Here is an 18,491-nt window from a genome sequence, read left to right as displayed (position 1 = left end):
GCTGCTGATCGCTCCTGGTCGCTTCATGTCCGCATGCTGTCCGAGTGCTGTCCGGTCCCTGAAACCCCCGTGCCGACGCGGAAAACGGTCTGCGAGCATGGGGCCATGAGCGCTGCTACCACTCCGTCCGAGCGCCGGGTCTCCGCCCGCATCGGTGCCATCTCCGAGTCCGCCACCCTCGCCGTAGACGCCAAGGCCAAGGCCCTCAAGGCCGCCGGTCGCCCGGTGATCGGCTTCGGTGCCGGCGAGCCCGACTTCCCGACCCCCGGCTACATCGTGGACGCCGCAGTCGAGGCGTGCCGTACCCCGAAGTACCACCGCTATACCCCGGCGGGCGGGCTCCCCGAGCTCAAGGCCGCCATCGCGGAGAAGACACTGCGCGACTCCGGTTACGAGGTCGACGCGTCCCAGATCCTGGTGACCAACGGCGGCAAGCAGGCGATCTACGAGGCGTTCGCCGCGATCCTCGACCCGGGCGACGAGGTCATCGTCCCGGCCCCGTACTGGACCACCTATCCCGAGTCGATCCGGCTGGCCGGCGGCGTCCCAGTGGAGGTGGTGGCCGACGAGACCACCGGTTACCGGGTCTCCGTCGAGCAGCTGGAGGCGGCCCGTACCGAGCGTACGAAGGTCGTCCTGTTCGTCTCCCCGTCGAACCCGACCGGCGCGGTCTACAGCGAGGCCGACACCGAGGCGATCGGCCGCTGGGCCGTCGAGCACGGCCTGTGGGTGATGACCGACGAGATCTACGAGCACCTGGTCTACGGGGATGCGAAGTTCACCTCGATGCCGGCGGCCGTACCGGAGCTGCGCGACAAGTGCATCGTGGTCAACGGCGTCGCCAAGACGTATGCGATGACCGGCTGGCGGGTCGGCTGGATCATCGGCCCCAAGGACGTCGTGAAGGCCGCGACCAACCTCCAGTCGCACGCCACGTCCAACGTCGCCAACGTCTCGCAGGCCGCCGCGCTGGCCGCCGTCTCCGGCGACCTGGACGCGGTCGCCGAGATGCGCACCGCCTTCGACCGGCGCCGCCGGACCATCGTGCGGATGCTCAACGACATCGACGGCGTGTTCTGCCCTGAGCCCGAGGGCGCGTTCTACGCGTACCCGTCGGTCAAGGAGCTGCTCGGCAAGGAGATCCGCGGCAAGCGCCCGCAGACCTCGGTGGAGCTGGCCGCGCTGATCCTGGACGAGGCCGAGGTAGCGGTCGTCCCGGGCGAGGCGTTCGGCACGCCGGGCTACCTGCGTCTTTCGTACGCGCTGGGCGACGACGACCTGGTCGAGGGCGTCTCGCGGCTCCAGAAGCTGCTGGGCGAGGCGAAGGCGTAATCGCCGCCCCCTTCCCGTAAAAGCGACCCCCGATGCCCGAACCGGGGGTCGCTTTCGCGTTCGAGGGGGCACTCGATGGAGAAAGCGGCTACCGCACCGCCCCCTCCGTGCGGCAGGATCTTGCAATGGAACGTGATGTACGGCTGCTGCCCAAGGCCCACCTGCACCTGCACTTCACCGGGTCGATGCGGCCCACGACGCTGCTGGAGCTCGCCGACAAATACGGGGTGCGGCTGCCCGAGGCCCTGACCGGCGGCGAGCCGCCCAAACTGCGCGCCACGGACGAGCGGGGCTGGTTCCGCTTCCAGCGGCTTTACGACATCGCCCGGTCCTGTCTGCGAGCCCCCGAGGACATCCAGCGCTTGGTCCGCGAGGCCGCCCAGGAGGACGTGGCGGACGGCTCCGGCTGGCTGGAGATCCAGGTCGACCCCACCTCGTACGCGCCCCTGCTCGGCGGCCTGATCCCGGCGATCGAGATCATTCTGGACGCGGTGGACGCCGCCTCGCGCGAGACCGGGCTGCCGATCCGGGTGGTCATCGCGGCGAACCGGATGAAGCACCCGCTGGACGCGCGGACCCTCGCGCGGCTCGCCGTGCGGTACGCGGACCGGGGCGTCGTCGGCTTCGGCCTCTCCAACGACGAGCGGCGCGGGATGGCCCGTGACTTCGACCGGGCGTTCGCCATCGCCCGGGAGGGCGGTCTGCTGGCCGCTCCGCACGGCGGCGAGCTGTCGGGTCCGTCCAGCGTCCGGGACTGCCTGGACGACCTCGACGCGGCCCGGGTGGGGCACGGGGTGCGCGCCGCCGAGGACCCCCGGCTGCTGCGCCGGCTCGCGGAGGCGGGGGTGACCTGCGAGGTGTGCCCCGCGTCCAATGTGGCGCTCGGCGTCTACGAGAAGCCCGCCGATGTCCCCCTGCGCACTCTGTTCGACGCGGGGGTGCCGCTGGCCCTCGGCGCGGACGACCCGCTGCTCTTCGGCTCCCGGCTGGCCGCGCAGTACGACCTGGTGCGCCGCAACCACGCGTTCACCGACACGGAGCTGGCCGAGCTGGCCCGCCAGTCGGTGCGCGGTTCGACGGCGCCGGAGCCGGTGCGGGCGGAGCTGCTGGCGGGGGTCGACGCGTGGCTGGCGGGGCCGGTGGGGACGGTCGGGCCGGTGGGCTGAGCTTCAGCCGGCGAGGCCGCCGAGCAGGGTGCGGGCCAGGGACGCCGCGAATTCGTCCAGCGGCTGGGGCGGCTCGCCGGTCTCCGTGGCGTCGTAGGCGAACGCGCGCTGGGCGCAGGCGCCGAGGAGCAGGGAGGCGGCCGCGTAGGTGTCGGCGTCGGGCCGGACGCGGCCGGCGCTCTGTTCGGCCCGCAGATACGTGTCGACGCCGCGGATGGGCAGGTGGGGGCCGGTGCCCAGTTCGCGCATGGCCGCGTCGTGGCGCTCCTTGAGCCTCGGTTCGGCGTACAGGGAGGCGGCGATCGGGAAGCTCTGCTCGTAGAACAGGGCGGCCTGGCGGGCGATGCCGGTGAGGTTCTCCTCGACGGACCGCTCCCCCGCGCCCGGGTCGGCGATGAGTTCGCGCAGGTCGGTCCTGGGCAGCCGTTCCTGGAGGACCACCACGAACAGCTCCTCCTTGCTGAGGAAGTGCTTGTAGAGCGCGGCCTCCGAGCAGCCGGCGGCCTTGGCGATCTCCTTGGTGGTGGTCCGGGCCAGGCCCTTGGTGAGCATGAGCTCGTGGGCGGCGTCGATGAGGCGGACGCGGGCCGGCTTCTGCTCCATGAGCACTCCGATAAGACTTGACGGGTGAGTGATTACCCACCCACTCTAGAGGTGAGTGAACACTTACCCACCTCGAAGGGGTGTGCCATGAAGCTCACGGTTTTTGGTGCGACCGGCGGTATCGGGCAGGAGATCGTCCGCCAGGCGGTGGCGGCGGGGCACGAGGTGACGGCGGTGGTCCGCGATCCCGCCCGGCTCGCGGTCCCGCTCTCGGACATCACGGTGCACACCGCCGCCCGGGTGGACGACCCGGAGGCGCTGCGGGAGGCGGTGGCGGGCCGGGACGCGGTCCTCTCCGGCCTCGGCTCCAGGGTCCGGAAGGCGGACGGGATCGCCGAGCGGCTGACCCGTGCCGTGCTGACGGCCATGGAGGCGGAGGGCACCCGGCGGCTGCTGGTGGTCAGCGCCGCCCCGGTCGCCCCCACGCCCGCCGGCGAGCCGCTGCTCGACCGGATGATGCTGTCGATGATCGGCGCGATCCTCAAGGAGGTGTACGCGGATCTCACCGCGATGGAGGCGGCGCTGGCGGCCTCCGCCACGGACTGGACGTCGGTGCGGCCGCCCAAGCTGACGAACGGCCCCCTGACGGGCACCTACCGCACGGTCGTCGGCGGCAACCCACGCAGCGGCCGGTCCATCTCGCGGGCCGACGTGGCCCACGCGACGCTGGCACTGATCGGCGACCCGGCGACGGTGAAGCAGGGCGTGGGCGTGGCGTACTGAGGCCCGGGGAGGGGCAGGGGCGCGGACGGCCCGGGGCGCCCGGGGCACGGGGCCCGGGCGCGCTACAGGCTGACGCCCACCGTCACCGGCTCGTTGACCAGGGTGACGCCGAAGGCCGCGTGCACCCCGGCCACGACCTCTCGCGCGAGGGCGAGCAGGTCCTCCGTGGTCGCCGCGCCCCGGTTGGTGAGGGCGAGCGTGTGCTTGGTCGAGATGCGGGCGGGTCCGGTGCCGTAGCCCTTGGTGAAGCCGGCCCGGTCGATGAGCCAGGCGGCGGAGGTCTTGGTGCGCCCGTCGCCGGCGGGGAAGGCGGGGGGCGTCACCTCGGGGCCGAGCCGGTCGGCGACCCGGGCGAGGAACGCGTCGAACTCGGCCTGTTCCAGGACCGGGTTGGTGAAGAAGGACCCGGCCGACCAGGTGTCGTGGTCCTCGGGGTCGAGGACCATGCCCTTGCCGGCACGCAGCCGGAGCACCGTTTCGCGGGCCTCGGCGGCGGGAACGCGGTCACCCTCCCGGACGCCCATGGCCCGCGCGGTCTCCGGGTACTTCAGGGGCGCCGAGAGCCCGCCGGCCTCCTCCAGGCCGAAGCGGACGCGCAGCACCACATACCGGTCGGGGTCGGCCTTGAAGCGGCTGTGCCGGTAGGAGAACGCGCACGCGGAGTTGGGCAGGACGACCGTTTCCCGGGTGCGCCGGTCGTAGGCGACGACCTCCGTGATGGTGGCGGACACCTCCTGTCCGTACGCCCCGACGTTCTGGATCGGCGTCGCACCCGCCGAGCCGGGGATGCCGGCCAGGCATTCGAGGCCCGCGAGACCGGCTTCCACGGTGCGGGCGACGGCGTCGGTCCAGACCTCGCCCGCGGCCAGTTCCAGGGAGCCGCCGTCGAGGACGAAGCCCTTGGTGGCGATCCGCAGGGCGATGCCCTCGAAGCCCTTGTCGCCGATGACCAGATTGCTGCCGCCGCCGATGATCAGGAGCGGGGTGCCGCTGTCGTCGGCCTCGCGCACGGCGTCGATCACCTCGGTGTCCGTGGTGGCCGTGAGAAGCCGGGGGGCGGGGCCGCCGAGCCGGAAGGTGGTCAGGGGGGCGAGGGGCGCGTCGTGGAGTTCCTGCACGGGGACAAGGGTACGGTCCGCGGCTCCGCCGTCTGGGCGGGGCCACGGACCGTGTGGTGTGTGCGGGGTGCGTCAGGCGGGTACGGAGACCGGCTCCTCGGCGTGGGTGCCGGCGCCGCCCTCGGCCGTCTCGGCGGCGGTCTCCCGCGTACCGGCGGCGCGGCGGCCGGGGATCATCAGGGCGACGAGCGCGGCCAGGGCGACGACGCCGGAGCCGATCCAGACGGCGGGCACGGTGCCGTCGGTGAAGGACCGCGCGGACTCCAGGCCGCCCTGCGAGGCGAAGACGGTGGTGAGCACGGCGACCCCGAGGGCGCCGCCGACCTCGCGGAGGGCGTTGTTGGCGCCGGACGCGATGCCCTGGTCACCGGGGCGGACGCTGGACATCACCAGGCTGGCGGCCGGCGCGAAGTACAGGGCCATGCCGATGCCGCCGATGATCAGGGCGGGCAGCTGCGAGGCGTAGGACGCGTCCGGGGCGATGGTCATGGCGAAGAGGGCGAGGCCGGCCGCCTGGAGGGCGAGCCCGGTCACGACCACCGGGCGGCCGCCGAACCGGTCGGAGAGCATCCCGGCGACGGGGGCGACGATCATCGGCATGCCGGTCCAGGGCAGCATCCGCAGCCCGGCCTCGGCCGGCGAGTAGCCCAGGACGCCCTGGAAGTACTGGCTGAGCAGGAAGATCGCACCGAACATCCCGAGGTACATCAGCAGGCCGGCGATGTTGATCCCGAAGAAGCCTCGGTCCCGGAAGAGCCGCATGGGGAGCATGGGCTTGCGGCCCCGGAAGCCGTGGCGGACGAAGGCGCCGATGAGCGCGATGCCGACGACGAGGGAGGTCAGGACGGTCGGGCTGGTCCAGCCGTCGGCGTTGGCGTTGACCAGGCCGTAGACGAGGCCGAAGAGGCCGCCGCTGACGAGGAGGGTGCCGGGGACGTCGAGCCGGGCGCCGGGGGCGTACGACTCCGCGAGGCGGAAGCGGGCGAGCGGCAGCAGGAGCAGGCCGATCGGGACGTTGAGCCAGAAGATCCACTGCCAGGAGATGTGCTCGGTGAGACTGCCGCCGATCAGGGGTCCACTGGCCACGGCGAGGCCGGTCGCGGCGCTGAAGATGCCGAGCGCCATGCCCCGCCGGGCGGGCTCCACGGCGGCGGTGAGCAGGGTGAGCGTGAGCGGCATCATGATCGCGGCGCCGACGCCCTGGACGGCGCGGAAGGCGATGAGTTCGTTGATGCCGGGCGAGAGGGCGGCCGCGGCGGAGGCGCCGGTGAAGACGGTGAGGCCGGTGAGGAAGAGCCGGCGGCGGCCGAAGCGGTCACCGAGGGCGGCGCCGAACATCAGCAGGACGGCGAAGGTGAGCGTGTAGGCGTTGACCGTCCACTCCAGCTCCTCCATCTCTCCGCCGAGGCTTTCGCGGATGGACGGCAGGGCGGTGGTGACGACGAGGTTGTCGAGTGCCGCCATGAAGCCGGCGACGCTGGTGATGACGAGGGCCCAGGCCGTTCCCGCACGGCCTGTCGATTGCTGGTTCACTGCTCCCCCTGAGGGTTAGTTATCCATTACTAACTTTTCCGGGCAGAAAACCGGGCCGAGCCCGGGGCCGTGCGCGTTCAGGAGACCGGCTGCGCGGAGTCGTAGAAACCGGACCAGATCCGGTGTCCGGCCGGAAAGCCGAGCGAGGTCAGCGTGTTGGCGAGCATGCCGTACGCGAGGAACTGGGTGGTCTCGTTGGCCTCGGCGCCGAGCGCGAGGTTGACGGAGTCGAAGAGCTCCAGCCAGCCGGCCCGCACCGATTCGCCGAACTCGTGGTCCCCGGCAGCCTCCGCGGCGGCGACCGCCGCGTACACCTGCATCTGCATGAGCAGCTTCTCGGGGTCGTCGGCGATCAGCTCCTGATAGGCGCGGGCCATGGCATGCAGCGCGTCCTCGCCCTCCAGCCCCTCGGCCGCCGCGGCGAACACCTCCCGGGTCTCCACGAAGCAGCGCTCGGCCGCCGCGAGGAACATCGCCTCCTTGTTAGGGAAGAGGCGGAAGAGGTACGGCTGCGAAACGCCCACCCGCTGGGCGATCACCGCGGTGGAGGTCGCGCTGTACCCGCCGCGGGCGAACTCGGTGACCGCCGCGCGGATGACACTCTCGCGTCGCTCATCTGCACTCATCCTTGCCATGCCCGTAAGTTAGTATCCAATCACTAACTTCGTCAAGCGGGGTGTCGCCCGGAGTTGGGAACGGGGTTACGCGTAAGGGGCACGGCCCCATGGCCCGTGCCCCTTACATCGCATCGCGATCGCCCGCCCTCGCTAGGCGAGCCGCACCACGGCCCGGGACATGCCCAGGACCTTCTTGCCGTCGCTCATGACCGTCAGGTCCACGCGCACCCGCCGGTCGTCCAGCAGCGCGCCGACCTTGCCGCTGACCTCGATCCGCGCGCCCTTGTCGTCGTCCGGGACCACGACGGGCTTGGTGAAGCGCACTCCGTACTCGACCACCGCGCCCGGGTCGCCGGTCCAGTCCGTGACCACCCGGATCGCCTCGGCCATGGTGAACATGCCGTGCGCGATCACATCGGGCAGCCCGACCTCGCGCGCGAAGCGCTCGTTCCAGTGGATCGGGTTGAAGTCGCCCGAGGCACCCGCGTACTGCACGAGCGTCGCCCGGGTGACCGGGAAGGACCGCGCCGGCAGCTCCGTACCGACCTCGACGGACTCGTAACTCACCTTCGCCGTCATCACGCCTCCTCGGCGGCGCGCGCCACCAGCTTCGTCCAGGCGGTCACGACCAGCTCACCGGACTCGCCGTGGACGTCGCCGCGGACGTCCAGGATGTCGTTGCCCGCCATCGACTTGACGGCCTCGATGGTCGAGACGACCGACAGCCGGTCACCGGCGCGCACGGGGCGGACATAGACGAACTTCTGATCGCCGTGCACGACCCGGCTGTAGTCCAGGCCGAGCTGGGGGTCCTCGATGACCTGGCCGGCGGCCTTGAAGGTGATCGAGAACACGAAGGTCGGCGGCGCGATCACATCGGCGTGGCCGAGGGCCTTCGCGGCCTCGGGATCGGTGTACGCGGGGTGGGCGTCGCCCACGGCCTCGGCGAACTCGCGGATCTTCTCCCGTCCGACCTCGTACGGCGCGGTGGGCGGATAGGTCCGTCCCACGAAGGACTGGTCGAGCGCCATGAACTCGCAACCTCCTGATGAAAGAACGACTGGGCCGGTCTGTGACGGCGTCCGGCCCCATTCAACGCCAAACCCGCCGCACAACGACACGAGGCCGCCCCCCGAAGGGGACGGCCTCGTGTACGAGCCTGATTCAGCGCGTTTCGCGGTGCGCAGTGTGCGAGTTGCAGCGCGGGCAGTGCTTCTTCATCTCAAGACGGTCCGGGTTGTTACGCCGGTTCTTCTTGGTGATGTAGTTCCGCTCCTTGCACTCCACGCAGGCCAGCGTGATCTTCGGGCGGACGTCGGTGGCAGCCACGTGAGTGCTCCTTGGACGGACGATGGACGGATGAACGCAAAAAAGAGTAGCCGATCGAAGGACCGACCCCACAATCGGCTACTTTTAGTAGCGGTGACCGGACTTGAACCGGTGACACAGCGATTATGAGCCGCTTGCTCTACCGACTGAGCTACACCGCTTTGATGACTGGGCCCCCCGCCGAAGCGGGGTTTCCGATCACCAGAGCCCCAATGCGGAATCGAACCGCAGACCTTCTCCTTACCATGGAGACGCTCTACCGACTGAGCTATTGGGGCGAGCGATGAAGACATTACACGCTCGGTCGCCGATCGCCCAAATCCGTTTCCCGGCACCAGGCCGACCTGGTCCCGTACCCCGCTACGGGCGCCCTCACACCGCTGATCAGCAAGGCCGCACCGGTACGACTATTGCGCTCCTCCTCCGGCCGGGCCGCGCCCACCCCTAGGCTCTACTCACTCTGCGTGATCTTGACCCCTTCCCAGGAGCACGATGTCCGACAGCCAGCCGCGGCGGCCCGACGACCACGCGGCCGACACCACCGGCGGCCCGGAGACCTCCGCCCTGACGCTCTGCGGCGCCCGTCTCGCCGACGGCCGCGTCGTGGACGTACGGGTCTGCGGCGGCCGCATCGAGGCCGTCGGCACCGCGGGCAGCCTCACCGCCGCCCCCGGCGCCCGCCTCGACCTGCGCGGGCACCTCCTGCTCCCCGCGCCCGCCGAGCCGCACGCCCACAGCGACACCGCCCTCACCGCCGACGGCCCCGGACCCGCGTCCGAGCGGCCCGAGGACATCCGGCGCCGCGCCACCGAAGCCGCCCTGCTCCAGCTCGGCCACGGCGCGACGGCCCTGCGCTCGCACGTGCGGATCGGCGATCTCCAGGGCCTGGCGGCGCTCGAAGCCGTCCTCCGGGCCCGGCGCTCGCTGCGCGGCCTGGCCGACCTGACCCCGGTCGCCGTCCCCCGGCTGCTGACCGGCGTCGCCGGGGCGGGCAACCTGGCGATGCTCCGCGACGCGGTGAAGATGGGCGCCGGCGCGGTCGGCGGCCGTCCGGACCTCGACCCGGACCCGGCGGGATATGTGGAAGCCGTCCTGGAGGTCGCCGCCGAGCACGGCTGCCCCGTGGACCTGCACCTGGACGGCGACGACCCCGCCCGGCTCGCCCGGTTCGCCGCGCTGGCGGGCGGGCTGCGCCAGGAGGTCACCATCGGCCCCTGCGCCGGTCTCGCCCGCCTCCCCGCCGACGCCGCCGCCCGGGCGGCCGGGCAGCTGGCGGCCGCCGGGGTGAGCGTCACCTGCCTCCCCCAGGGCGGCTGCTGCGGTACGGAACACCGGGGCGCCGCCCCCGTACGGCTGCTGCGGGAGGCCGGGGTGCGGGTCGCCGCGGGCGGCGGGGCGCTGCGCGATCCGGCCAACCCGGTGGGGCGCGGCGACCCGCTGGAGGCGGCGTTCCTGCTGGCCTCGCAGGGCGGACTGCGCCCCGAGCACGCCTACGCGGCGGTGTCCGCCGAGGCCCGGCACGTCATGGGCCTGCCCGAGGTCCGCGTCGAGGCGGGCTTTCCGGCCGAGCTGCTCGCCGTACGCGGGGAAGGGCTGGCCGGGGCGCTGTCGCTGGCGTACAGCCGGATCGTGGTGCACCGGGGGCGGGTGGTGGCCCGGACCAGCGCGGTGCGCGAGTACTGCGACTCGGAGGCCGGCGGCGGGCCCGGTCTTCCCCGCCAGGGACGGCCTGAATCCACCGGCGGGCCGTGAGCGTCGCGACGCGCTCCGGCGTACCGTCGGTCGTATGCGCATTGTCATCGCAGGTGGACATGGTCAGATCGCGCTGCGGCTGGAGCGGTTGCTCGCCGCGCGCGGGGACGAGGCGGCCGGCATCATCCGCAACCCCGGACAGGGCGACGACCTCAGGGCGGTGGGCGCCGAGCCGGTGGTGCTGGATCTGGAGTCGGCCACGGTCGACGAGGTCGCCGAGGCGCTGCGGGGCGCCGACGCGGCGGTCTTCGCGGCCGGCGCGGGCCCCAACAGCGGCACGGCCCGCAAGGACACCGTGGACCGGGGCGCGGCCGTGCTCTTCGCGGACGCGGCGGAGCGGGCGGGGGTGCGGCGTTATGTCGTGGTCTCGTCCATGGGCGCGGACCCGGACCACGCCGGGGACGAGGTGTTCGACGTGTATCTGCGGGCCAAGGGCGCGGCGGACGCGGACGTGCGCTCCCGCCCGGCCCTGGACTGGACGATCCTGCGCCCCGGGATGCTCACCAACGACGCCGGCACCGGCCAGGTCCTCCTGGCCGCGTCCACGGGCCGGGGCCCGGTCCCCCGCGACGACGTGGCGGCGGCCCTGGTCGAGCTGCTGGACACCCCGGCCACGGCGGGCCTGACCCTGGAACTGATCTCGGGCAACGTGCCGTTGACGGTCGCGGTGAAGGACATCGCGGGCAACTGACCGGCACGACGAAGAAGGCCCCCGTTCGAAGAACGGGGGCCTTGCTTGTGGCGGCGCCAGGGTTCGAACCTGGGTAGGCTGAGCCGGCAGATTTACAGTCTGCTCCCTTTGGCCACTCGGGCACACCGCCAAGGGTTGCCGCCTTCGAGTCCCGGTTTCCCGTGGTGCTCTCCGGCAACGACGTAAACAATACCTGATGACCGAGGGTGCTACGCCACCGGATTGTTCGGAGGCCCGTGCGGTCTCGGGTGGCTAGGCTTTACGCGGCCGCTGCGCCAGTACGCACTTTCCAGCACCCCCGATCCAAGGAGCCACACGTCATGGCCGACTCCAGTTTCGACATCGTCTCGAAGGTCGAGCGGCAGGAGGTCGACAACGCCCTCAACCAGGCCGCCAAGGAGATCTCCACCCGTTACGACTTCAAGGGCACGGACGCGTCGATCGCGTGGTCCGGCGAGAAGATCCTGATGCAGGCGAACGGCGAGGAGCGGGTCAAGGCCATCCTCGACATCTTCCAGTCCAAGCTGATCAAGCGCGGGATCTCGCTGAAGTCGCTGGACGCCGGGGAGCCGCAGCTGTCCGGCAAGGAGTACAAGCTGTTCGCCTCGATCGAGGAGGGCATCTCCCAGGAGAACGCCAAGAAGGTCGCGAAGATCATCCGCGACGAGGGACCCAAGGGCGTCAAGGCCCAGGTCCAGGGCGAGGAGCTGCGGGTCACGTCGAAGAGCCGGGACGATCTGCAGGCCGTGCAGGCGCTGCTGAAGGCCCAGGACTTCGACTTCGACGTGCAGTTCGCGAATTACCGCTAGAGCGTTGTGGCCCGGGCGCGGAAGCTTTCGTTCCGCGCCCGGACTGCATGTCCGAATACCGCCGGTCCCGGCGGTTCGGGCGCAGCAGACTGGTCCGTGCCGGCCGGCGTTCCGGCCGGTCGTACGGACGAGGAGAGGGACCGGTCATGACCATGTACGCGACGGTCGACAGCCCGCTGGGTGAACTGCTGCTGGCCGGGGAAGAGGCCCCGGGCGGGGCGGGTGTCGCGCTCGTCTCGCTCTCCGTGCCCGGCCAGAAGGGCGGCGCCGTCGTCCAGGACGGCTGGGTGTACGCGCCGGAGGCGTTCGCGGGGGTCGCCGCCCAGTTGCGGGAGTACTTCGAGGGGCGCCGGACGCGCTTCGACCTGGTGTACGCGCAGGGGCGGGGCACTGACTTCCAGCGGCGGGTCTGGGCCGCGCTGGACGCCGTTCCGTACGGCGAGACGGTCTCGTACGGGCAGATCGCCGCGCGCGTCGGCGCGAGCGGGGCCGGGGTGCGGGCCGTGGGCACCGCGATCGGGCGCAATCCGCTGCTCGTCGTGCGGCCGTGTCACCGGGTGATCGGTGCGGACGGCGCGCTGCGCGGGTACGCGGGCGGTCTTGAGCGCAAGGAACGGCTGCTGGGGCTCGAAGGGGCCCTGGCGGGGCGGTGACGGGGCGTTGACGGGCCGCTGCTGATGGACGGGCTCTTCCCCAGATCACCGGCCGTCATCGCGCCGGGGGCCGTGCATGTGCCCGACTGGCTGTCGCCGGAGCGGCAGCGGGAGTTGGTGGCGGCGTGCCGGGAGTGGGCGCGGGGGCCCGTGCCGCTGCGGCACACCGCGCTGCCGGGCGGCGGGGTCATGTCGGTGCGGACGGTGTGCCTGGGGTGGCACTGGCAGCCGTACCGCTACTCGCGTACCGCCGACGATGTGAACGGCGCCCCGGTGGCCCCGTTCCCGGAGTGGCTCGCGGAGTTGGGGCGGGCGGCGGTGGCGGAGGCGTACGGGCCGGGAGGCGGCTCGGAGGCGTACGCGCCGGATGCCGCGCTGGTCAACTTCTACGACGGTACGGCCCGGATGGGCATGCACCGGGATGCCGAGGAGCGGTCCGGGGCGCCCGTGGTGTCGCTCAGCATCGGGGACACCTGTGTCTTCCGGTTCGGCAACACGGAGGGCCGGGGCAGGCCGTGGACCGATGTGGAGCTGGCGTCCGGCGACCTGTTCGTGTTCGGCGGCCCGGCGCGCCGGGCGTTCCACGGGGTGCCGGTGGTCCGGCCCGGCACCGCCCCTCCCGGTACGGGGATGAGCGGTGGCCGGCTCAATGTGACGTTGCGTGAAACGGGGCTGAAGGGCTGACGTCAGCGCCGTTCGCGGGAGTTGCCGAAGAGCAGGCGGTAACCGATCAGCAGGATCAGGGAGCCGCCGATGGCCGCGATCCAGGTCGCCGGGTCGAAGAAGTCCTTGGTGATCTCGCGGTCCAGGAAGCGCGACGATATCCAGCCACCGAGGAACGCGCCGACGATCCCTATGAGCGTGGTGCCCACCAGGCCGCCGGGGTCGCGCCCCGGCAGCAGGACCTTGGCGATGACGCCTGCGATGAGCCCGAGAATGATCCAGCCGATAATGGTCATGCGTGCGAACCTACCCGTCCCTCTGTCCTGGAATCCAAGACGCCGGGGGCGGGCGGGTGGTTGCGTGCGGCGGGCCGCGGTCCCGGGAGGGGCCTACCAGCCGGCGAACTGCTCGTCGGTGCGCACGATCTCCTTGCCGAACGGCATCAGGGACACCGGGATGAGCTTGAAGTTGGCGATGCCCAGGGGGATTCCGATGATCGTGAGGCACAGGGCGATGCCCGTGGTGATGTGGCCGAGCGCCAGCCACCAGCCGGCGAGGATCAGCCAGAGCACGTTGCCCACGCAGGAGGGGCCGCCCGCGTCCCGGCGGTCGACCACCCGGTGTCCGAAGGGCCAGAGGGCGTAGACGCCGATCCGGAAGGCGGCCAGGCCGAAGGGGATGCCGATGATCGTGACGCAGAGCAGGAGTCCCGCGAGCAGGTAGCCGAGGAACATCCAGAATCCGCAGAGGACCAGCCAAATGACGTTGAGAATGGTTTTCACGGGCGAGGACCTGCCATCTGCTCTAGTCGGGCGATGCGTTCCGCCATCGGCGGGTGGGTCGAGAACATCTTGGACATCCCCTGCCCCGCGCGGAACGGGTTGGCGATCATCATGTGGCTCGCGGTCTCGATCCGGGGCTCCGGGGGCAGCGGAAGCCGCTGGGTCCCGGCCTCCAGCTTCCGCAGGGCACCGGCGAGGGCCAGCGGGTCGCCGGTGAGCCGGGCGCCCGAGGCGTCCGCCTCGTACTCCCGGGAGCGGCTGACGGCCAGCTGGATGACGGACGCGGCGAGCGGCCCCAGGATCATGATCAGCAGCATGCCGAGAAGGCCCGGGCCCTCGTCGTCGTTGGAGCGGCCGACCGGTATCAGCCAGGCGAAGTTGACCAGGAACATCACCACGGAGGCCAGCGCGCCGGCGACGGACGAGATGAGGATGTCCCGGTTGTAGACGTGGCTCAGCTCGTGGCCGAGGACGCCGCGCAGCTCGCGCTCGTCCAGGAGACTCAGGATGCCCTCGGTGCAGCAGACCGCCGCGTTGCGCGGATTGCGGCCGGTCGCGAAGGCGTTGGGGGCCTGGGTCGGGGAGATGTAGAGCCGGGGCATGGGCTGGCGCGCCGAGGTGGAGAGCTCGCGGACCATGCGGTAGAGCTGGGGCGCCTCGAATTCGCTCACGGGGCGGGCGCGCATGGCCCGCAGCGCCAGCTTGTCGCTGTTCCAGTACGCGTACGCGTTGGTGCCGATCGCCACCAGGAGGGCGACGATCAGGCCCGTACGACCGAAGAAGCTGCCGATGACGATGATGAGTGCGGACAGGCCCCCGAGGAGTACGGCGGTTCTCAGCCCGTTGTGCCGGCGGTGCACGGTACGCCCTCCAAATCGTGCGGCAGGGGAGCCCTTGGCGGGTGGGGCTCCACCGCTCAGTGGAGCCTCCCGTACAGGTCAACGCCAGGCGGCGGGAGCGAGTTCCCTGGTCCGGACGGCCCGACGGCCCAGGCCGGCCCCCGCTGTACGCGTGGGTCCGGGCTCTGGGCCGTCCGGGTGGAGAGGTGTGGCGTGTGCTCAGCGCTGGGCGGGGAGCTTGGCGAGTTCCAGGGCCTCGGGGTCGGGCTCGACCTCGCTGGTGCAGTGGGCGCAGCGGGAGGCGATGGCCGGGATCTCGGTGTAGCAGCGGGGGCAGTCGCGCAGGGCGGCCTTGATGTCGACCGGCTCGTCGGCGTTCTTGGCGAAGCGGTCCTGGACCTTGGCCATCGGCATGACGACGCAGAAGTAGAGGACGGCGGCGGTGATGAGGAAGGCGATCGCGGCGCTGACGAACAGGCCGTACGGGAACTTCACCCCGTCGACCGTGAAGTGCGCCTTGCTGAAGTCACCGGTGCCGCGCGTGATGATGCCGATCAGCGGCACGATGAAGCCGTTGCTGAACCCGGTGACGACGGCGGTGAACGCGGCTCCGACGGCGAGACCGACCGCCATGGAGATGACGTTTCCGCGCAGGATGAAGTCCTTGAACCCGCTCAGCACTGCTCTGGCTCCTTGTGGTGATGAGAACGTCGTACGCGTTCCAAGGCACCCGACCTTGCCCTGTGCGGGTGGCCCGGGGCAAACCGATCTTGTCACCTTTCGAACTGGCGCTCGATCATCAGAAGAGTCAGAAGAGGTTGACGGCGGCGAACCTCAGCACGGTCTGCGGGGCGCCCGACAGGACGACTCCGGCGGCGGCGGTGAGGACGATCGCCGCGGTCAGCGGGGCCGGGACGCGGTGCCGTACGGCGGGCGCGGCCTCTTCCCCGTCCGCGGGGGCGCGGAACAGGGCGGCCGTCCACTGGAGGTAGTAGTACAAGGCGACGACGACGTTGACGGCCATCACGACGGCGAGCCAGCCGAGGCCCGCGTCGACGGCGGCGGAGAACACCGTGACCTTGGCGAAGAGCCCGATGATCCCCGGCGGCAGCCCGGCCAGGCAGAGCAGGAAGAACGCCAGCGCGAGGGCGGCCAGGGGCCGGGTGGCGTACAGGCCGCGGTAGTCGTCCAGCCGGTTGCCGGGGCGGGTACGGGCGACCAGGGCGGCCACCGCGAACGCGCCGAGGTTCACGACGGCGTACATCAGGGCGTACGCGACGGTGGACCCGATCCTGCGCTCCCCGGCGTACGCGGCGGCTGCTACGGGGACGAGCAGATATCCGGCCTGGGCGACGGAGGACCAGGCGAGCAGGCGTACGGCACCGCGCGCGCGGGAAGCGCTCTGGCGCAGCGCGGCGACGTTGCCGACGGTCATCGTGAGCGCGGCCAGGACCGCGAGGGCGGGGCCCCACACGTCCGCGTACGCCGGAAAGGCGATCACGGTGACGAGGATGAGGCCGGTGAAGCCGACCGCCTTGCCGACGACCGAGAGATAGGCGGCGATGGGCAGCGGGGCGCCCACGTAGGTGTCGGGCACCCAGAAGTGAAAGGGCGCGGCGGCCGTCTTGAAGGCGAAGCCGACCAGGGTCAGCGCGACGCCCGCCCCGGCGAGGGTGGAGAGCTGGGGGTCGACGCGGCCGAGGCGCCCGGCCAGGTCCGTGAGGTGGAGCGTGCCGGTGGCCGCGTACACGAAGCTGACGCCGAGGAGCATCACGGCGGTGGCGGTCACGGAGGACAGGAAGAACTTCAGCGCGGCCTCGGAGGAGCGCCGGTCGCCGCGCTTGATGCCGACCAGGGCGAACGCGGGCAGCGAGGCGACTTCCAGGGCGATGACCAGCGTGGCGAGGTCCCGGGCGGCGGGCAGCAACGCGGCTCCGGCGGCGGACGAGAGCAGCAGGAACCAGAACTCGCCGGCCGGGAGTTTGCGGGTGTCACCGAGGGAGAGCAGCGCGGTGAGCAGTGCGCCGCCGAGTACGAGGGCCTGGATGACCAGCGTGAAGTGGTCGGCGGTGTAGCTGCACGCGTGGCTGCCCGTGGTGAGGCAGAAGGTGGAGCGGTCGCCTTCGTGGAGGGGGACGATCAGGGCGAGCGCGGCGACGAGCCCGGCGACGGCCCCGTAGCCGAGGAGCGGTTTGCGGGCCTCGGTGACGAAGAGGTCGGCGACCAGGAGGACGACGGCGACGGCCGCGGCGGTGAGCGGGGGCGCGAGGGCGAGCCAGTCGACGGACTGGACGAGGCTGGTGGTGCTCTCGGCCGCTGTGGTCACGACTTGCCTCCTGCGAGGAGCTTCTGCACGGCCGGGTCGGTGAGGCCGAGGAGGACGGCGGGCCACAGGCCGGCGAGGACGGTGAGGGCCGCGAGGGGGGTCCAGGCGGCGAATTCGTAGCTCTGGACGTCGGCGATGGCCTGCGGTTCGTCGCGGTTCGCGCCCATGCAGACGCGGCGGACCACGATCAGCAGATACGCGGCGGTGAGCAGGGTGCCGAAGGCGGCGATCGACATGAACGTCAGGAAGGCGGGCCGGCTCAGCCCGTCGGCCGGGTCGAACGCGCCGAACAGGGCCAGCATCTCGCCCCAGAACCCGGCGAGTCCGGGCAGCCCGAGGGAGGCGACCGCGGCGAAGGCGAGGAGGCCGCCGAGGCGGGGCGCGCGGCCGTAGAGGGCGGCGCCGGTGGCTCCGGCGAGGGTGTCCAGGTCGGCGGTGCCGTACCGGTCCTTGACGGCGCCGACCAGGAAGAACAGCAGGCCGGTGATGAGCCCGTGGGCGATGTTGGCGAAGAGCGCGCCGTTGACGCCGGTGGGGGTCATGCTCGCGATGCCGAGGAGCACGAAGCCCATGTGGCCGACGGAGGAGTACGCGATGAGCCGTTTCAGGTCGCCCTTGGCGCCGGGCCGGGCGAGGGCCAGGCAGGCGAGCGATCCGTAGACGATCCCGGCGACGGCGAAGGCCGCGAGATACGGGGCGAAGGTGTGCATCCCGTCGGGGGCGACCGGGAGCAGGATGCGGACGAAGCCGTACGTGCCCATCTTCAGCAGGACGCCCGCGAGGAGCACGGAGCCGACGGTCGGGGCGGCGGTGTGGGCGTCGGGCAGCCAGCTGTGCAGCGGCCACATCGGGGTCTTCACGGCGAGCCCGATCCCGATCGCCAGAACGGCGGTGACCTGCACGGACGAGGTGAGCCCGCGGCCGTTGTCAGTGGCGAGTGCCACCATGTCGAAGGTGCCGCTCTTCAGTCCGATGAGGAGCAGGCCCAGCAGCATGACGACCGAGCCGAGCAGTGTGTAGAGGATGAATTTCCAGGCGGCCGCCTGCCTCCCCGCACCGCCCCATCGGGCGATCAGGAAGTACATCGGGATGAGCACCATCTCGAAGGCCAGGAAGAACAGGAGCAGGTCGAGGACGGCGAAGGTGGCGAGGGTGCCGGACTCCAGGAGGAGGACGAGCGCGACGAACGCCTTCGGGGAGGGGCCTTCGGGGAGCTTGAAGTAGCTGTAGAGCGCGCAGAGGAAGGTCAGCAGCGCGGTCAGGACGAGCAGGGGGAGCGAGATGCCGTCGATGCCGAGGTGGATGCGTACGTCCAGCGCCGGAATCCAGCTGATGTCGGTGGTGGCCTGCATCTTCGACGGGTGGTCGTGGTCGAAGCCGGCGGCCAGCACCAGGGTCGCCAGGAGGATGACCCCGGTGACGGTCACGCCGTGGCGGAGCACGGCCTGGTCGGGGCTGCGGCCCTTCAGCCCGGGCGGGGCGGGGAGCAGGGCGGCGACGGCCCCGATGAGCGGGCCGACGACGACGAACGCCAGAAGGAACTGCATCACGGATG

21 protein-coding genes and 3 tRNA genes are annotated in these 18,491 nt (G+C 71.6%); 8 read left to right on the top strand and 16 right to left on the bottom strand.

The features are described from left to right. The first annotated feature begins 105 nt into the window (after positions 1–105). Positions 106–1,332: a pyridoxal phosphate-dependent aminotransferase gene (locus tag OG338_RS18070; protein WP_405938316.1), complete on the top strand. Its 1,227-nt coding sequence runs from the start codon at positions 106–108 to the stop codon at positions 1,330–1,332. A gap of 125 nt (positions 1,333–1,457) precedes the next feature. Next, entirely contained in the window at positions 1,458–2,498 is a 1,041-nt protein-coding gene (locus OG338_RS18065) for an adenosine deaminase (protein WP_405938315.1), read from the top strand. A gap of 3 nt (positions 2,499–2,501) precedes the next feature. Here OG338_RS18065 and OG338_RS18060 read toward each other — a convergent pair whose 3' ends face one another. Then, complete coding sequence (locus OG338_RS18060; RefSeq protein ID WP_405938314.1) at positions 2,502–3,101, bottom strand: TetR/AcrR family transcriptional regulator; 600 nt, start codon at positions 3,099–3,101, stop codon at positions 2,502–2,504. Positions 3,102–3,188: 87 nt separating this feature from the next. On the opposite strand from OG338_RS18060, the gene OG338_RS18055 reads away from it, so the two are divergent. Then, positions 3,189–3,824 carry an NAD(P)-dependent oxidoreductase gene (locus OG338_RS18055; protein WP_405938313.1) on the top strand — a complete coding sequence of 212 codons (636 nt, stop codon included), beginning with the start codon at positions 3,189–3,191 and terminating at the stop codon, positions 3,822–3,824. Between the two features lie 62 nt (positions 3,825–3,886). Here the strand turns inward: OG338_RS18055 and OG338_RS18050 are convergent, their stop codons facing one another. From OG338_RS18050 to OG338_RS18015, 8 genes are all read right to left on the bottom strand, one after another. Further along, positions 3,887–4,942: a UDP-N-acetylmuramate dehydrogenase gene (locus tag OG338_RS18050; RefSeq protein ID WP_405938312.1), complete on the bottom strand. Its 1,056-nt coding sequence runs from the start codon at positions 4,940–4,942 to the stop codon at positions 3,887–3,889. A gap of 72 nt (positions 4,943–5,014) precedes the next feature. Further along, positions 5,015–6,475, bottom strand: a complete 1,461-nt coding sequence (locus tag OG338_RS18045) for a DHA2 family efflux MFS transporter permease subunit (protein WP_405938311.1) — start codon at positions 6,473–6,475, stop codon at positions 5,015–5,017. 77 nt (positions 6,476–6,552) lie between these two features. Then, the gene (locus tag OG338_RS18040; protein WP_405940457.1) at positions 6,553–7,101 is read right to left on the bottom strand and encodes a TetR/AcrR family transcriptional regulator; all 549 of its coding nucleotides are present in this window, start codon (positions 7,099–7,101) and stop codon (positions 6,553–6,555) included. Positions 7,102–7,242: 141 nt separating this feature from the next. Beyond that, complete coding sequence (locus tag OG338_RS18035; protein WP_405938310.1) at positions 7,243–7,671, bottom strand: MaoC family dehydratase; 429 nt, start codon at positions 7,669–7,671, stop codon at positions 7,243–7,245. Further along, the gene (locus OG338_RS18030; RefSeq protein WP_405938309.1) at positions 7,671–8,123 is read right to left on the bottom strand and encodes a MaoC family dehydratase N-terminal domain-containing protein; all 453 of its coding nucleotides are present in this window, start codon (positions 8,121–8,123) and stop codon (positions 7,671–7,673) included. Before OG338_RS18030 ends, OG338_RS18035 begins: the two co-directional genes overlap by 1 nt. Positions 8,124–8,256: 133 nt before the next feature. Further along, positions 8,257–8,421, bottom strand: coding sequence for a 50S ribosomal protein L33 (rpmG, locus tag OG338_RS18025; RefSeq protein ID WP_003956487.1), 165 nt, complete (start codon positions 8,419–8,421; stop codon positions 8,257–8,259). 88 nt (positions 8,422–8,509) lie between these two features. Continuing rightward, positions 8,510–8,582, bottom strand: a tRNA-Met gene (locus OG338_RS18020). A gap of 44 nt (positions 8,583–8,626) precedes the next feature. Continuing rightward, positions 8,627–8,699 (bottom strand) — tRNA-Thr (locus OG338_RS18015). A gap of 214 nt (positions 8,700–8,913) precedes the next feature. Between OG338_RS18015 and OG338_RS18010 the strand changes: the two genes are divergently transcribed. Together OG338_RS18010 and OG338_RS18005 are read left to right on the top strand one after the other, a co-directional pair. Beyond that, positions 8,914–10,173, top strand: coding sequence for an amidohydrolase family protein (locus OG338_RS18010; RefSeq protein WP_405938308.1), 1,260 nt, complete (start codon positions 8,914–8,916; stop codon positions 10,171–10,173). 34 nt (positions 10,174–10,207) lie between these two features. Beyond that, entirely contained in the window at positions 10,208–10,864 is a 657-nt protein-coding gene (locus OG338_RS18005) for an SDR family oxidoreductase (protein WP_405938307.1), read from the top strand. 48 nt (positions 10,865–10,912) lie between these two features. Here OG338_RS18005 and OG338_RS18000 read toward each other — a convergent pair. Beyond that, a tRNA-Tyr gene (locus tag OG338_RS18000) sits at positions 10,913–10,994 on the bottom strand. A 190-nt stretch (positions 10,995–11,184) separates the two neighbouring features. Between OG338_RS18000 and OG338_RS17995 the strand changes: the two genes are divergently transcribed. From OG338_RS17995 to OG338_RS17985, 3 genes are all read left to right on the top strand, one after another. Beyond that, positions 11,185–11,673: a YajQ family cyclic di-GMP-binding protein gene (locus tag OG338_RS17995; RefSeq protein ID WP_018101275.1), complete on the top strand. Its 489-nt coding sequence runs from the start codon at positions 11,185–11,187 to the stop codon at positions 11,671–11,673. A gap of 146 nt (positions 11,674–11,819) precedes the next feature. Beyond that, on the top strand, positions 11,820–12,326 hold the full coding sequence (locus OG338_RS17990) for a methylated-DNA--[protein]-cysteine S-methyltransferase (protein WP_405938306.1): 507 nt from the start codon (positions 11,820–11,822) through the stop codon (positions 12,324–12,326). Positions 12,327–12,350: 24 nt separating this feature from the next. Continuing rightward, positions 12,351–13,010 (top strand): alpha-ketoglutarate-dependent dioxygenase AlkB family protein, encoded by a 660-nt coding sequence (locus OG338_RS17985; RefSeq protein ID WP_405938305.1) that lies wholly within the window; start codon positions 12,351–12,353, stop codon positions 13,008–13,010. A gap of 2 nt (positions 13,011–13,012) precedes the next feature. On the opposite strand, the gene OG338_RS17980 is transcribed toward OG338_RS17985, so the two are convergent. The 6 genes from OG338_RS17980 to OG338_RS17955 form a co-directional block, all read right to left on the bottom strand. Continuing rightward, complete coding sequence (locus OG338_RS17980) at positions 13,013–13,285, bottom strand: GlsB/YeaQ/YmgE family stress response membrane protein (protein ID WP_405938304.1); 273 nt, start codon at positions 13,283–13,285, stop codon at positions 13,013–13,015. 93 nt (positions 13,286–13,378) lie between these two features. Next, on the bottom strand, positions 13,379–13,771 hold the full coding sequence (locus OG338_RS17975) for a YccF domain-containing protein (protein WP_405938303.1): 393 nt from the start codon (positions 13,769–13,771) through the stop codon (positions 13,379–13,381). Further along, on the bottom strand, positions 13,768–14,631 hold the full coding sequence (gene htpX / locus OG338_RS17970; protein WP_405938302.1) for a zinc metalloprotease HtpX: 864 nt from the start codon (positions 14,629–14,631) through the stop codon (positions 13,768–13,770). The genes OG338_RS17975 and htpX overlap by 4 nt, the downstream gene beginning before the upstream one ends. Before the next feature lie 198 nt (positions 14,632–14,829). After that, positions 14,830–15,291, bottom strand: coding sequence for a large conductance mechanosensitive channel protein MscL (gene mscL, locus OG338_RS17965; protein WP_405938301.1), 462 nt, complete (start codon positions 15,289–15,291; stop codon positions 14,830–14,832). 127 nt (positions 15,292–15,418) lie between these two features. Then, a complete protein-coding gene (locus tag OG338_RS17960) occupies positions 15,419–16,936 on the bottom strand; it encodes an NADH-quinone oxidoreductase subunit N (protein ID WP_405938300.1) in 1,518 nt (505 codons plus the stop codon). Then, the gene (locus tag OG338_RS17955) at positions 16,933–18,483 is read right to left on the bottom strand and encodes a NuoM family protein (protein ID WP_405940456.1); all 1,551 of its coding nucleotides are present in this window, start codon (positions 18,481–18,483) and stop codon (positions 16,933–16,935) included. The genes OG338_RS17960 and OG338_RS17955 overlap by 4 nt, the downstream gene beginning before the upstream one ends. Positions 18,484–18,491 lie beyond the last annotated feature (8 nt).

Origin of the sequence: Streptomyces sp. NBC_00726, from assembly GCF_045161735.1 — a bacterium.
In the GTDB taxonomy this organism is placed as follows: domain Bacteria; phylum Actinomycetota; class Actinomycetes; order Streptomycetales; family Streptomycetaceae; genus Streptomyces.
This window is presented reverse-complemented; position numbering and strand designations above follow the sequence as displayed.

What these genes read in the sequence shown, in the direction of transcription:
- OG338_RS17980 (WP_405938304.1), bottom strand. Translation starts at nt 13,285, where the DNA reads ATGACCATTATCGGCTGGATCATTCTCGGGCTCATCGCAGGCGTCATC.
- OG338_RS18040 (WP_405940457.1), bottom strand. Translation starts at nt 7,101, where the DNA reads ATGAGTGCAGATGAGCGACGCGAGAGTGTCATCCGCGCGGCGGTCACC.
- OG338_RS18055 (WP_405938313.1), top strand. Translation starts at nt 3,189, where the DNA reads ATGAAGCTCACGGTTTTTGGTGCGACCGGCGGTATCGGGCAGGAGATC.
- OG338_RS17990 (WP_405938306.1), top strand. Translation starts at nt 11,820, where the DNA reads ATGACCATGTACGCGACGGTCGACAGCCCGCTGGGTGAACTGCTGCTG.
- OG338_RS18005 (WP_405938307.1), top strand. Translation starts at nt 10,208, where the DNA reads ATGCGCATTGTCATCGCAGGTGGACATGGTCAGATCGCGCTGCGGCTG.
- OG338_RS18060 (WP_405938314.1), bottom strand. Translation starts at nt 3,101, where the DNA reads ATGGAGCAGAAGCCGGCCCGCGTCCGCCTCATCGACGCCGCCCACGAG.
- OG338_RS17995 (WP_018101275.1), top strand. Translation starts at nt 11,185, where the DNA reads ATGGCCGACTCCAGTTTCGACATCGTCTCGAAGGTCGAGCGGCAGGAG.
- OG338_RS18035 (WP_405938310.1), bottom strand. Translation starts at nt 7,671, where the DNA reads ATGACGGCGAAGGTGAGTTACGAGTCCGTCGAGGTCGGTACGGAGCTG.
- OG338_RS17985 (WP_405938305.1), top strand. Translation starts at nt 12,351, where the DNA reads ATGGACGGGCTCTTCCCCAGATCACCGGCCGTCATCGCGCCGGGGGCC.
- OG338_RS18010 (WP_405938308.1), top strand. Translation starts at nt 8,914, where the DNA reads ATGTCCGACAGCCAGCCGCGGCGGCCCGACGACCACGCGGCCGACACC.
- OG338_RS18030 (WP_405938309.1), bottom strand. Translation starts at nt 8,123, where the DNA reads ATGGCGCTCGACCAGTCCTTCGTGGGACGGACCTATCCGCCCACCGCG.
- OG338_RS18070 (WP_405938316.1), top strand. Translation starts at nt 106, where the DNA reads ATGAGCGCTGCTACCACTCCGTCCGAGCGCCGGGTCTCCGCCCGCATC.
- OG338_RS18065 (WP_405938315.1), top strand. Translation starts at nt 1,458, where the DNA reads ATGGAACGTGATGTACGGCTGCTGCCCAAGGCCCACCTGCACCTGCAC.
- OG338_RS17955 (WP_405940456.1), bottom strand. Translation starts at nt 18,483, where the DNA reads ATGCAGTTCCTTCTGGCGTTCGTCGTCGTCGGCCCGCTCATCGGGGCC.